This is a genomic window from Halovenus amylolytica (assembly GCA_004015825.1).
Taxonomy (GTDB): domain Archaea; phylum Halobacteriota; class Halobacteria; order Halobacteriales; family Haloarculaceae; genus Halovenus; species Halovenus amylolytica.
This window is the reverse complement of the sequence record SAYS01000007.1, coordinates 193,158-206,697: the sequence shown is the minus strand read 5'-3', so window position 1 is coordinate 206,697 and position 13,540 is coordinate 193,158. Positions and strand designations below refer to the sequence as shown.

Annotated in this window: 14 protein-coding genes; 11 read left to right on the top strand and 3 right to left on the bottom strand. The window is 61.5% G+C overall.

Annotation, left to right across the window (positions count from 1 at the left end):
* Positions 1-175 precede the first annotated feature (175 nt).
* Positions 176-1,534, bottom strand: coding sequence for a PQQ-dependent sugar dehydrogenase (locus EOW68_RS08060; protein WP_128224639.1), 1,359 nt, complete (start codon positions 1,532-1,534; stop codon positions 176-178).
* 534 nt (positions 1,535-2,068) lie between these two features.
* Between EOW68_RS08060 and EOW68_RS08055 the strand changes: the two genes are divergently transcribed.
* From EOW68_RS08055 to EOW68_RS08025, 7 genes are all read left to right on the top strand, one after another.
* A complete protein-coding gene (locus EOW68_RS08055; RefSeq protein WP_128224638.1) occupies positions 2,069-3,577 on the top strand; it encodes a sulfatase-like hydrolase/transferase in 1,509 nt (502 codons plus the stop codon).
* A gap of 51 nt (positions 3,578-3,628) precedes the next feature.
* Complete coding sequence (locus EOW68_RS08050) at positions 3,629-4,453, top strand: DUF502 domain-containing protein (protein ID WP_128224637.1); 825 nt, start codon at positions 3,629-3,631, stop codon at positions 4,451-4,453.
* A 218-nt stretch (positions 4,454-4,671) separates the two neighbouring features.
* The gene (locus tag EOW68_RS08045) at positions 4,672-5,448 is read left to right on the top strand and encodes a glycosyltransferase (protein WP_128224636.1); all 777 of its coding nucleotides are present in this window, start codon (positions 4,672-4,674) and stop codon (positions 5,446-5,448) included.
* Positions 5,441-5,911, top strand: coding sequence for a GtrA family protein (locus EOW68_RS08040; protein ID WP_128224635.1), 471 nt, complete (start codon positions 5,441-5,443; stop codon positions 5,909-5,911). The genes EOW68_RS08045 and EOW68_RS08040 overlap by 8 nt, the downstream gene beginning before the upstream one ends.
* Positions 5,912-6,224: 313 nt before the next feature.
* Positions 6,225-7,541, top strand: coding sequence for a TIGR00341 family protein (locus EOW68_RS08035; protein ID WP_128224634.1), 1,317 nt, complete (start codon positions 6,225-6,227; stop codon positions 7,539-7,541).
* 25 nt (positions 7,542-7,566) lie between these two features.
* Positions 7,567-8,880 (top strand): malate synthase AceB, encoded by a 1,314-nt coding sequence (gene aceB, locus EOW68_RS08030; protein ID WP_431358812.1) that lies wholly within the window; start codon positions 7,567-7,569, stop codon positions 8,878-8,880.
* 264 nt (positions 8,881-9,144) lie between these two features.
* On the top strand, positions 9,145-10,050 hold the full coding sequence (locus EOW68_RS08025; protein WP_128224633.1) for a glycosyltransferase family 2 protein: 906 nt from the start codon (positions 9,145-9,147) through the stop codon (positions 10,048-10,050).
* Here the strand turns inward: EOW68_RS08025 and EOW68_RS08020 are convergent.
* A complete protein-coding gene (locus EOW68_RS08020; protein WP_128224632.1) occupies positions 10,047-10,667 on the bottom strand; it encodes a uracil-DNA glycosylase in 621 nt (206 codons plus the stop codon). The genes EOW68_RS08025 and EOW68_RS08020 overlap by 4 nt on opposite strands.
* 99 nt (positions 10,668-10,766) lie before the next feature.
* Here EOW68_RS08020 and msrA point away from each other — a divergent pair, with 99 nt between their 5' ends.
* Positions 10,767-11,294, top strand: a complete 528-nt coding sequence (msrA, locus tag EOW68_RS08015; RefSeq protein ID WP_128224631.1) for a peptide-methionine (S)-S-oxide reductase MsrA — start codon at positions 10,767-10,769, stop codon at positions 11,292-11,294.
* Positions 11,295-11,418: 124 nt separating this feature from the next.
* Here the strand turns inward: msrA and EOW68_RS08010 are convergent, their stop codons facing one another.
* Positions 11,419-12,201 carry a VOC family protein gene (locus EOW68_RS08010; RefSeq protein WP_128224630.1) on the bottom strand — a complete coding sequence of 261 codons (783 nt, stop codon included), beginning with the start codon at positions 12,199-12,201 and terminating at the stop codon, positions 11,419-11,421.
* Positions 12,202-12,356: 155 nt separating this feature from the next.
* Between EOW68_RS08010 and EOW68_RS08005 the strand changes: the two genes are divergently transcribed.
* The 3 genes from EOW68_RS08005 to EOW68_RS07995 all read left to right on the top strand — a co-directional run bounded on the left by EOW68_RS08005 (position 12,357) and on the right by EOW68_RS07995 (position 13,539).
* Positions 12,357-12,704: a hypothetical protein gene (locus tag EOW68_RS08005; RefSeq protein WP_128224629.1), complete on the top strand. Its 348-nt coding sequence runs from the start codon at positions 12,357-12,359 to the stop codon at positions 12,702-12,704.
* Between the two features lie 83 nt (positions 12,705-12,787).
* Positions 12,788-13,063 (top strand): AbrB/MazE/SpoVT family DNA-binding domain-containing protein, encoded by a 276-nt coding sequence (locus EOW68_RS08000; protein ID WP_128224628.1) that lies wholly within the window; start codon positions 12,788-12,790, stop codon positions 13,061-13,063.
* Entirely contained in the window at positions 13,060-13,539 is a 480-nt protein-coding gene (locus EOW68_RS07995) for a type II toxin-antitoxin system VapC family toxin (RefSeq protein ID WP_128224627.1), read from the top strand. Before EOW68_RS08000 ends, EOW68_RS07995 begins: the two co-directional genes overlap by 4 nt.
* Position 13,540: the final 1 nt, after the last annotated feature.

The window sequence follows — 13,540 nt, the reverse complement described above, 5'->3', positions numbered from 1 at the left end:
GAGATACCGTGTCCCTTCGGGGATACCGAACACGCCACACCGTCTCACGACGGCTCACGTACCGAGCGCGAACCGGAGTACACCCACGCGGTGGAATCTTGCTCCCGTTTGTGTCGGACCGCCCGACCCCAAACGTGCGGTCGGAGAAACCGCGCCGTTCACGGCGCGGAGGATGTCATTCTGCGGTGACGATTCGCCGGACCTTGCCCGATCCCTGTTCGAACCCGGTCGTCAGCACGTACACCTCGCCCTGTGGATCACGGGCGAAGGAGAGCACTGCGCCGTCGATCCGGCCGTTCTCGCTGTCCTCGACGACGAGTTCCTGGATCGGCCACGGTTTCCCGCCACCGTCTGGCTGTTCTGTCGCAAAGATCGGGCAGGGCTGGACGAAATCCCCGAAGACGTACTTCCCCTGGAGTTCGGGAATCCCCTCGCCCCGATAGACGTAGCCGCCGGTGACCGACCGCGACCCCGACCGACGGTATTCGACGATCGGGTGGACGAAAGAGCGATCTGTCCCTTCCGGCGTTGGACACACTTTCACCGGCGAGACGCGGTTCGTGACTGATTGCCACACTTTCGGGTTGAAGATGTTCGCCGGGTTGTCGGAGATCGTGTGGCCGACGGCTGTCGATGGCCCACACGAAGAGCCCTCGACGATCGGCCAGCCGTGGTTGGCCCCCTTCTCGCTGACGTAGACCGACTCACGGGTCTGTTCGCCCACGTCGCCGATGAACAGCCGTCCCTCGTCGAAGGAGATCTTGTAGGGGTTGCGAAGTCCCCAGGCGAAGTACTCGTCGCGGCCGTTCTCGCCGACCAGTGGGTTGTCTGACGGGATACCGTACTCCCGGTCGTCGCTCGGATTGTCCACGTCGATCCGGAGAATCCCACCGAGGAGGTTGTCGGTCGTGTTCTGGGCTGCGCCGCCCTGTTCGTGCCACCACGACCAGCTCGTATCCCCGAGATCTGTCCGCTGGCCGTCGCCCAGCGCCACGTGGAGATACCCCTCCGGGCCGAAGGCGAGTCCGCCCGCATTGTGGACCTGTCCCGGCTCGGGCTCTTCGAGAATCCGTCGTTCGGAGTCCGGATCGATCCCGCTCCGGTCCGGCGTCATCTCGAACTCGGAGAGGACCGCGATGTGTGACCACTCGTCTTCGGGGTACTCCTCGGTCAGCTGTCCGCTGTAGCGGAGATAGAGCTTGCCGTTGTCCGCGAAATCGGGATGGAGCGCGATCCCAACGAGTCCTTTTTCGCCCGTGACCTGGGCCATCTGATCGCTGAGATCGAGCACGGGCTCCCGGCGGAGTTCACCATTGGACTGCATGAGGACCTGTCCAGTCCGTTCGATGAGTAGTTTGTCACCGTTCGGGAGGAACTCCATCCCTGTCGGGAAGGTCGCGCCCGTCACCTCTGGCTCGAATGTGATCGCAATGCCGCTGGACTTCTCGCTGTCGGAACTCGTCTGGAGCGTACAGCCGGCAAGGCTGGCTGTACCAGTGATCGCACCGAGTCGGAGGAACTGTCGCCGTTTCATGGGACCAGCACTTCCATTTAGTTGCCCCTTGGCCAGTAACACAAATAGCCTTTCGACACTGGATTTGTGGATCTCTGGGAGTACGTGGACGAATCGGAATTCGAACAGAGAGTGGTTGTCGTGATCACGGTTGACTTTCCAACACTGGGGCACCAAACAGCAAGAAAGCCCCCGTCCGTTCGCCGGTTACGACTCGCTGCGGTCCTCACTACGTTGCGGTCCTTACGTCGTCTCACTCGGCGAACGGACGGCCCTTTCAGTCCCGCCCGGCCTGAAAAGTCAAGTCGGGCGGGACTGAAAGGGGCGAGGCTATCGACGCACCCCGGCGACGCAAGCACCTACCGGAGCGCAGCGAGCCGCGGGAGTCGATAGCCTCGGGGCTTTCTTGCTGTTCAGAGCAGTGTTGGTAGTTCAGTTCTCTCCTCCCGGGGCTTTCTTGCTGTTTGTAACTCCACGTCCACTACCTCAGTCGACACATCCCACTCAGAACAGTGAGATCCGTATTTTTATACCGACCGCCGATAATGAGCGGATGTGACCGAACGGAACAACGTCCTCTATGTGATCCTCGATTCCGTTCGCGCGGAAAACACGAGTTTGCACGGCTACGACCGGGAGACGACACCGTTTCTCTCGGCGTTCGCCGACCGCTCGACGGTGTACAGACAGGCCAGAGCACCCGGTATCCACAGCATCGCCAGCCACGTGAGCATGTTCACGGGCGCACACGTTGAGCAACACCAGGCGATGCGCCACACGGCCCAGATCGACCCGGAGACGACGATCTGGCACGAACTGGCCGCCGACCACGGCTACAACACTGGATTGTTCACCAACAACCGAATCGTCTCCGACGCCTCCAACCTGGCAGATAGTTTCGATCACGTCCACGAACCGGACTACCCGTTGCCGGAGCGACTGGAGGACACCTTCGACGATACGATCTTCGAAAAAGCGTACTACCGCTGGCACGACGCCCTCTCCAGAGCCGGCGAGTATACCGGGACGGCGCTCGAAAAAAGCGAGACGGCCGCTGCTGCGTACGACGGGATCTCGAACCAGCTCGGAGCTATCACCGACGCCGTCACCGATTCCGACGACGACGCCTCCGGGTACAAGACGCTGCTCGGGACGGCGTTCACCGACGCCTTCCTCGAGTGGGAACGCAGCCAGTCCGGGCCCTGGGCGGCGTGTATCAACCTGATGGACGCCCACTCGCCGTACGAGCCCGAATCCGAGTACGACCGCTGGGCCACCGAGGACAACTGGCACAGCCAGTCGGCAAAACCGAGTATCTGGGAGACGCTGCGGGGCCACGGCTGGGCCGACATCGAGGCTCTGGAGCCGCTGTACGACGGGACGATCCGGCAGGCCGACGCTGTCGTCCGCGAACTGGTCGAAACCCTCGAAGCGCAGGGGGTCCTCTCCGAGACGCTCCTGATCGTCACGAGCGACCACGGCGAGGCCTTCGGCGAGCAGAGCCGGCTCAACCCCGACCTCCGTGTCCGGGATCACAAGTGGGGGATTCACGAGGTTCTGACCCACGTGCCGCTGCTGGTCAGCTACCCCGATCAGCAGGAGGGTCGGATCGTCGACCGCCCCGTCTCGCTGACCGATATCCCCGACGCGATGGGGCTGGCAGCCGAGGATACTGAGTTGCCCGCACTGGCCGACACCGGCGAACTGGGTGCCGACGACGATCCACTGGCCACCGACGAAGTACTCGCGTCGACGTTCCGTCTGCCCGAAGAGAAGACCTCGAAGTATAGCTCGATCGCGGATATCGACCGCTACGTCGGGCCGTGGCGTGCGGTCTACGAACCCCACGACGACGGCGTCCGGAAGTACGCACAGAAGGGCGAGCACTACCTGACGCTGGATATCGATACCGACGGCTCGACGACCGTCGTCTCCAGAGAGCCAAACGACCGCGTCGCCGAGGCATACGACGGGCTGGCCGACGGTGATATCCTGACCCGGGAGAGTGCGGAGATCGACGACAATCTCGAACAGCAACTGGAAGATCTCGGCTACATTCGCTAGCAGTAACTGGTAGCAACCAGGTTTTTTTGACTCCGCTCGGTAGGGCGGGGTATGAGTAGTTGGGAAGGAGTACGCAACAGCTTCATCGCCGGTCTCGTTCTCATCACCCCGCTCGTTATCACGCTGTACATCCTGCAGGTGCTGTTCGGCTTTGCGCTGAACTTCATCGATCCGATCGTGGCGGAGACGGATCTCGCGAGCTACACCGCGAACGTCGAGGCTGTCGCGCGTGTCCTCGCAGCCGTGTTGATCGTCCTCGTCGTCTCCTTTCTGGGCTTTCTCGCACAGCACCCGTCCGGCCAGCGACTGTTCGGAAGTCTCGGTCGGACCGTGGCCGTCATCCCCATCTTCCGGACGATCTACTCGACGATCCGCCAGATGTCGACGTCGCTGTCGAGCGGTGAGACGTCCTACGACAGCCTCGTCCTCGTCGAGTTCCCGCGGGAGGATTTCTATTCGATCGGACTCGATACGAGCGAGAGTCCGCAGGCAGTCGCTGACGTGGCGGGAGAGCCGGTGCGGAACATCTTCCTCCCGAGCAGCCCCAATCCGGCCGGCGGCCGACTCGTCCTCGTTCCCGAATCACAGGTCCACGATGTCGACATGTCCGTCCGCCAGGGGATGGGGCTGATCATGACGACCGGCGCTGGCTCCAGAGATGTCGAGACGGTGCCGCCGGTCTCCGATATGTCGCCGGAGGAGGCTATCGCGTCACTGGAAGAGCTGGAGGCGGAGACTCAGCTTGTGGGCACCCCCGGAACCAACCCCGACGGAGCCACAGAGACGGATTCCGAGTCGGAAGCGGAAGCCGACACGGAGCTGGAATCCGAGACAGAAGACGAGACCGAAACCGACGATCCGGCGGAGCAGAAGTAGCGTCCTAACCGACTCCGTCGATAGTCAAAAAGTTGATTGCACACGGGTGATTGACCTAACCTGATGAGCAACTCCCGGAACCGCGGCCGGCAAATACCCGGACAGACCGGAGCCAGTCGGCTATCCGTCGGGTGTCTCTCTGTCAGTCGTTTTCTTCGTCGATTCCCGCCGTCCGAGTCCCTCGCGGGAACTATTGCCGCTCCAGTGGTGGTAACTGCATGAGCCAGTCGATCGGGATCGTAATCCCCGCCTACCAGCCCAATCGGTCGATTCTCTCGGAGTACGTCAGAGAACTGCACGACCAGATCGAACCAGCGACGATCCGGATCGAACTCGACGATGCGTCCGACTCGGTGCAGGCCGAACTCGGCGACCTCCCGGCGACAGTGAACGCCGTCAGCGACCGCCGGGGGAAAGGAGCCGCGATCACCGCCGGTTTCGAAGCCCTGGAGACAGAGATCCTGGTGTTTGCCGATGCCGATGGATCGACGCCAGCGGACGAACTCTCCCGTGTCATCGAGGCCGTGACCGACCCCGGCGTGTCGCTGGCTGTCGGCTCGCGTCGACATCCCGACGCGACAGTCACGACGAGTCAGTCGCCGAGTCGGGAGTATCTCGGTGACGCGTTCGCGTGGGTCGCACGACAGCTGCTCGACGTTTCGCTGTACGACTACCAGTGTGGTGCGAAAGCGATCACAGCGGAGAGCTGGCAGCAGGTCAGCCGACATCTCACCTGCACCGGCTTCGAGTGGGATATCGACCTGATCGCCGTCGCCGGAGCGCTCGGTTACACCGTTCGCGAGGTCCCGATCGAGTGGCACGACCACCCGGATTCGACTGTCCCACCGATCCGCACGTCGATCGCACTCGGACGAACACTGCTGAGTTCCCGCGCCAAGGTCCGGGGCCTGGAGCGCCAGCCACGACAGACCACCGCCGACGGCCCCGGCGAGCCACACGCCCCCGTCGACCAGGAACGGCCACACGATGACTGAGGAGGGCGGGCGGACGGCCAGATGGCTCCAGGCGCTCCAGTCCCGTGTCCGTCTCGGGAAGTTCGTCTCCGTCGGCGCAGTCGGTGCGGTCTTCGATACGACCGTCCTCCTCGTTCTCTCCCAGTTTCTCGGCGTTCTCGAAGAAATAGCGGTCCTCGCCGGGATCGAGACCTCGATTCTCGTGATGTTCGCACTCAACGAATACTGGACCTATCCCGACAGCGGCGAGCAGGGTCGGATCGCGACGCTTCGCCGACTCGTGCGGTCACATCTCGTCCGCTCCGGCGGGATCACCGTCCAGTTCGCCGTCTTCGTCCTGATCTATCGGGTCCTGTTTGCACCCGTGACACTGTTCGGTCTCGATCTGTGGCTGCTCGTCGCCAAGGGCGCTGGCATCCTCTTCGGGATGTCGGTGAACTACGTCTTCGAGACGCTGTTTACGTGGCGCGTCCAGCAGTCCTGACGATCCGATCTCCTTTTTTCCTCCGACAGTCGCTGGTTTCACTGCTGAACGGTTCCATGCTGGTCTCACTTCCCCGGCAGCCAAATTATCCCACCCACAACCCGAGAACCACCACTTGATATAGCGGTATCTGATTTATCATCGGGACTCGCCTCTGGACCACCGAAACCGATCTTTTCCCCGACCACGGACTGTACTGGCGATATTTTGGCGATATCCACCTGTCCAGGCGTCTCGATGTGCTCGACGACTGGTCTCCCGACGACCAGTTCTTTCCCGTGCTTATTTTTTTGTCCGTAGCGAGAGAGTAGATGTGCGCCTCGTCCAGATCACAATCCCGTCCGGGAAACGCGAAACACTCCTGTCCACACTCGACGACGACGGGATCGACTACGTCGTCGCCGACGAGACGAGCGCGCGGGAGTTTTCGGGTATCGCCTACATCCCGCTGCCGACGAACGCCGTCGAACCGGTTCTCGAATCACTCCGGGATGCGGGGCTCGACGACGACTCCTTCACGGTCGTCCTCGACGCGAATACCGTCGTCTCCCGCCGATTCGAACAGCTAGAGGAGGAGTATTCCGAGGAAGAGGACGAAGACCGGATCGCCCGGGACGAACTCGTCGCTGCCGCATCAGATCTGTCGCCCCCGATTCGGACGTACGTCATCATGACGATCGTGAGTGCGCTGGTCGCGACAGCCGGCCTCCTGCTCAACTCCGCAGCCGTCGTCGTCGGCTCGATGGTGATCGCACCCTTCGTCGGCCCCGCGATGGCGACGAGCGTCGGCACCATCGTCAACGACGACGAGATGTTCTTGCGGGGTGTTCGGCTCCAGATTCTCGGGCTCGTACTGGCCATCGCTGCGGCCTTCGCGTTCGCCTTCGTGGTCAGGCAGATCCATCTCGTTCCACCGCTGGAGGACGTGACGTCGATCACGGAGATCAGAGAGCGCGTCGCGCCCGATTTCCTCTCGCTGGTGATCGCAATCGGTGCAGGCGTCGCCGGGATCGTCAGCCTCACCACGGGTGTCTCGGCTGCGCTGGTCGGTGTGATGATCGCCGTTGCGCTGATCCCGCCCGCGGCGACCGTCGGGATCGGGCTCGCGTGGGGACAGCCACTCGTCAGCCTCACCTCCGGTGTGCTCGTGCTCGTCAACGTGCTCTCGATCAACTTCTCCGCACTGGTGGTGCTACGGTACAAGGGCTACCGGCCGGAACACTGGTTCTGGAAGGAGGACGCGAAACGGGATACGGTCAAACGCGGTGCGACACTCGCGATCGCGATCGCAGTCCTCTCGATTTTTCTGGTCGGCGTGACCTACGACTCGTTCCAGACTGCGACCACCGAAGAACAGATCCGGGCGGATGTCGACGAATCGATCGAAGCCTTCGACAGCAATCACAACCTCCAGCGACTCGACGTCCAGATCGTCTACCCCTCCTCTGTCCCGTTCCAGGAGCCCGACCATGTCATCGTCCGGGTCGGGATCGAACCCGGCGAATCAGCGACAGGACTCGCCAGTTCGATCAGCGACCGTCTCGAAGAGACGACAGGGCGGCCGGTCGAGGTGGAGGTCCAGTATCTCGATACCGAGCGTGTCGGGACGGAGCCACAGACCGAAACCTAAAACACAGTTACCTTCATCATTCATAATGACCATGGCTACTGACAAGCGGCTCCACGACCGGAAGTTCGTTCGAACATTTTTCACGACACCGACCGCCGAGAAGGGGGAAGACGACTCCGCAAAGAAACTGCGCGGCGCGATCGGACTGCGGGGGATGCAAGCGCCCGACGTCTGGGTGCCGGACAACGAGGACGCGACGGCCCCGAGCATGCGCGAGGAGGGTGCCGAAAACATCGCCGAAGTCGTGGCCGAAGACGGCGCCGACTTCCCCGGTGAGATCCACCCGCGTGTCGTCTGGCACCGCGACAGTCCCGAGACCCGCTACGACGGCTTCCAGCAGATGCTGACGATCGCCGACCCCCAGAAAGGAGCTGTGGAGAACATCGACGGCTTCGTCATCCCGGAAGTCGGTGATATCGACGACTGGAAGAAAGCCGACGAGTTTTTCACGATGGTCGAAACCGAACACGGTCTCGAAGAAGGCTCGCTCGCGATGTCAGTCATCATCGAGAGCGGGGCCGCAGAGCAGGCGATGACCAAACTCCGCACGGAGATGGGCAAACCCGACAACAACCTCCAGCGTCTGTTTATGCTGGTGATCGGCGAGGTTGACTACACCAAGGATATGCGTGCGATCACGCCGACCGGTTCGCTTCCAGAGTGGCACGAGATCCGCCACAACACCTCCAGTGCGGCCAGCGCGGCCGGTCTGATCGGTGTCGACGGCCCCTACGACGACATCCGCGACGTGGAGGGCTACAACGAGCGCATGAAAGAAAACCAGGCGAAAGGGCTGCTCGGCATCTGGTCGCTCACGCCGGGGCAGGTCGTCGAGGCCAACACGAACCCGCTCCCACCGCAGGAGGGGTACTGGCTCATCGACGCTGACGGGACCGAGGTCGAACTCGACCAGGACGGCGAGACGTGGACGTACCGTGGCGGGGATATCTCGCTGGAAGAAAGCGGCGACGACTACGTGCTGACTGTCGGCGTCGACGAGATGGAACTCGACGAGGACGAACTCCGACAGGAACTGCTCGATATGACCAGCTACGTGCCGAGCCTGGACGACATCGTCGACTCGATGGAGGAGTTCGAGGCCGCGAAAGAGGCTGGCAAGGGTGCGATCGCGATGACGCGTGCAGCGACGATCAGCATCGACGGCGTCGAGATCGACATCAGCAGTGACCGGATGTGGGACGAGGCGACCTACCAGGCGCTGCAGACACCGATCACGCTGTTCCAGGACGTCTACGAAAACCGTCCGGACCAGCACGAGGATCTCGCAGAGATCTACAGCGAAGACGTCGTCGAACGGGCGATGGAAGTCGGTTCGTAAGGACGGCACCGCTGTCTACGTGTAACTCATTTTTGACCATCGCAAAAAGAGGGGCGTAACCAAGTGTACGTTTGTTGTCAGAGGCACATGCACTGGCTGGCTTCGCGGTCGCCCCAGGCTACAGTACTCGGTCGACGTAAATAAACTGGTAGTATTCTGAGTACGATGACAACAGGATATCACCGCTTCATAGCTGTCGTCACGTTGATTATTCGGCGGTGTTTCCCCGGAATCTTATGTACACTGGGGGTTGTAGTGGACGATATGGAGTTGTCGGTCGTCGTTCCGACGCTAAACGCGCGTGATAAGCTCGCGGGCTGTCTCGACGCACTGGTCGAACACGTGCCGGACGCGGAGATCATCGTCGTCAACGGCCCCTCGGCCGACGGAACGACCGGTATGATCCGGGACCGCGGGGATGTCGACGTCCTGGTCGAACTCGCAGACCGGACGATCAACGCCGCGCGCAACGCGGGTATCGACCGTGCCCGTGGCGAGGTGATCGCACTGGTCAACCACACGCTGTCGATCACCGACCGCTGGCGAAGTGCCGTGATGAATGGACTCGAATCGGCGGGAGTTGTCACAGGACCGACACACTTTGCACCCGATGGAGGAGACGCCGGTGAACCCGAAAAACAGCGGATCGCTGGCAAAGAGGTCACCTATCTCAACGCCGGCAACATGGCACTCGGACGCGACGTCGTCGAGGCACTCGACGGCTTCGACGAGTATCTGCAGATCGGCGGTGCGCGTGATTTCGCCCACCGGCTGACCGCCAACGACTTCAACGTCGCCTGGGAGGAAGAGATGAGCGTCACCCGGAGTATCGAGGCTGACGGCGGGACACTCGAAACCGACAGGGGCTGGAAGTACCGGTCGCTCGCCTACCGTCTCGTGAAAAACTACAATCTTCGGCCGACAGTGGTCCGTCGGCTGTCGAGTCACGCGTTGCGTGATGCCTACTCCGAACTCCGGGCCGTCATCGGTGGCGAGAGCCGGCCATCCAGCTGGTTTGGCTCTGGCAAAGCCGTGGTGACGAACACTGTTCGTGGAACGAAAGACGGACTCGGCGCCCGTCGGACGGATACCACGCCCCGCCGGAACCCGAACGGCCGGTCCTCGCGGGCGGACCGGGCTGTCACTGTCTACGACTGGCGGGACCCCTAGACCAGTCTATCGAGCAGTGTCTCGAACTGTTCTCTGTAGCTCTCGGCGGTGTACCCCAGTCGTGAGATCCAGATCTCCTGATACGATGGATGTACGAGCGGCAGTACAGTCGCTCCGAGATCCGGACACGCCACCGGTTCGAGTACCGTATCGAGGAAGCCATCGATGGTTCGGTCTGCGAGTGCGAGGACGGATTTCGTCGCGTGTTTCCCGGTCGGAACGACGACATCGGGATCGACCTGTACGATCTCTTCGCGGAGGTAGGGCCGGCAGTTCGCCCGCTCTTCGGCGGTCGGTTCGCGGTTGCTCCCCTCCCCATCTGCTGGAAAACATTTGACGGCGTTCGTGAAATAGCAGTCCCCGCCGTAGCCGACCGCCTCGATCAGCTCTCGGATTCGCCGCCCGGAGTGTCGTGAGGTGTAGGCCAGCCCCGTCCAGTTGCCACCCTGCCACTGCTCGGCATCGGGATCACCGGCACCGGGTGCCTCGCCCACGACGAACACACTCGCGTCGAGCGGGCCATTTCCCCAGGAGATACACTCCCGGCTCTCGACGAGTTCGGGACAGCGCTCACAGCCCGGTGCGAGTGGATTCCCCTCCTCCGGGTCGGACGGCATCGCTCCGACGTTGGAAACGAACGGCAAAAGATCCTGGTAAACCAAAGATGACTATATAGAACGCAGCACATTCATACGAATCCAGCCCCAACAGAGGGTATGGAAAAAGCAACGTTCGGTGGCGGCTGTTTCTGGTGTGTCGAGGCGGCGTTCAAAGAACTCGACGGCGTTTCGGCAGCAGTTTCGGGCTACGCCGGCGGGAACGTCGAGGATCCGACCTACAGAGCAGTCTGCTCGGGGACGACCGGCCACGCCGAGGTCGTCCAGGTCGAGTACGATCCCGACGTGATCGGCTACGACGAACTCCTGGAGATTTTCTTTGCTGTCCACGATCCGACTCAACTGAACCGGCAGGGACCGGATCGGGGGACCCAGTATCGCTCGATCATTCTCTCTCACGACGACGAGCAGAAACGACAGGCAGAGGCCTACATCGAAGCGCTCGACGAGGAGTACGACGACGACGTGGTGACCGAACTCGACGAACTGGAGACGTTCTACCGCGCCGAGGAGAAACACCAGGACTACTTCGAAAAGAACCCCACCGACGCCTACTGCCAGATGCACGCGAAGCCCAAAGTCGAGAAAGTCCGCAAGAAGTTCCAGAGCAAGCTCAAGGAAGCTTGATCTGGCTCCGGCAAGTGTCCGTAGACGCCTTCCGACCAAATAACAAACCTCGCACTACCGGCCGATCTGGAGTTACCCATCGGCCCGAAAGAATCTCGAAATGCTGTCTCTGCTAGTCAGTAGCTCAGAACGGGAACAGCGAGTCGGCGTCCGTATCCCGGACGAGTAGTTCGACCTCGTGGCCGTCCTGATCCTTCGTGAAGGCGTACATGTCGTCACAGTCTTCCGGATCGCGGTACTCCGGTGCCTCCCGGGTCATGAGCTGCTCCCAGTCCTCGTGGAGGTCGTCGATCCGGACACAGAGGTGGCCCCAGGCGTCCCCCATCGTGTACGTGCGGCCGTCGTAGTTGTAGGTCAACTCCAGCTTCATCGCCTCTTTCGGGGCGTCGACGGGCTGCATGAAGTAATTCGCGAACGTATCGGACTCCCACCGGCGGTCGTGTTCGTACTCGAACTTGCGTGTCCAGTAGCCCAATGCTTCGTCAGCATCTTCGACGCGGATCATCGTGTGATCGAGACTCCAGCGTGCGCCGAAATCACGCTCGACGATCTCGACTTCGTGGCCGTCCGGATCTTTGACGAAGGCGTAGCCGGGGTTCTCCTCGGGCGGGCGGTAGTCCTCGACGCCCTTGTCCATCAGTTCGTAGTAGGCGTCGTCGACATCCTCGACACGGACGGCGATGTGGCCCCAGGCGTCCCCCATCTCGAGGTCGTCGTCGCCTTCGTTGTGAGTCAACTCCAGCATCGCGCCGTCCTCGTGCATATCCTCCGGTCCCATGTAGACGATCGTGAAGCCGTCCCCCTCGTAGCGGTCTTTCTCCTCGTACTCCAGATTCGTCCCGTACCAGTCGAGTGACTCTTCGAGGTCTGTGACGCGGATCATCGTGTGGTCGAGTATCCCGTTCATACAGGCGATTGTTGTACCGCCAGGGAAAAAGAAGTATGCAATTGTTGCTCGCAACTGGTGACAGCACACAACAGTGTCGGACTGGCCGACCAAACCTTGATTGGCGCTCACAGCGAACGACTGGTATCGACGGACCCGTTGACTATGATTCGAGTATGAGCCGGTACGACACCTTTATCGAGGATGGGACGATCTACGTCGGCAGTGCAGACGGCCCGATCGCTGTCGGCGAACTTGCCGATGCTATCGACGCTGTCGGCGGCCCATCGTGGACGATCACGTACTCGGCGGAACTCAAGGAACGCCACCCGGAGATGGATACCTCCGACGAGGGGCTGACTGTCGACGTGGCAGATATGATCAACGCGATGACCCACTCCGAGCAGTTCGTCGAAGCACTCCAGGCCCAGCCCGCCGAGACGGCGGCCGAGGGCGACATTTCGCCACGGCTCGGTCTCTTCGTCGGGAAACTGCTGGAGAATCTCGACAGCGGTGTGGCTTGATCGAGTATCCTGCTGGTAGTCTCTGCTATCGTACGAATTTCTCCGTAATACTCATTAAGTAATACTCCTAAGATAGAGACACGATGCCTCGTGTCACGACCAAAGGACAGGTCACTATTCCCAAAGAGGTCCGGGACGAACTCGGCATCGAACCCGGCGACGAGATCACATTCGAGGCGGTCGACTCGGGCTACAAGATACGGAAGGAGGCGCCCACCACGGAGACTGGTGAGGATCCCTTCGAGAAGTACCGCGGAAGCGCCGACAGCGAGGAGACGATGCCGGACCGAATGCGTCGCCTTCGCGGTGAGTATCCACGCGACGTAGGTGATAGAACCGACGACGGGGCAGAACCGTGACGACGGCGGTCGACACGAATGCGCTCCTCGCGCTGTTGTACGAGGACGAGTATGCCGATGCAAGTGAAACGGCCCTCCGGAACGCCTATCAGAATGGAAAGGTGGTCATCACACCAGTCGTGTACGGAGAACTCGGGGCGGATGGCCACTTCGAAACGACCGCGGAACTAGATCAGTTTCTCGCAGATCTCAGTATACGACTCGCCGAGCCATCACGGGAGGCGCTGTTTCAGGCTGGTGAGCAATTTCAACAGTACACCGACCGCCGCCCTGACGGGCTCCAGTGTCCAACGTGTGGCGCCACACAGACTGTGGGCTGTGCGGAGTGTGGCGAATCACTCGGGCCGCGCCAGCATATCGCGGCGGATTTTCTCATCGGTGGCCACGCGACTGTCGACGGCGACGGACTGGTCAGTTTCGATACCGCCTTCTACGAGATATATTTTCCATCGCTGTCTGTCTACCCTACTGACTGAT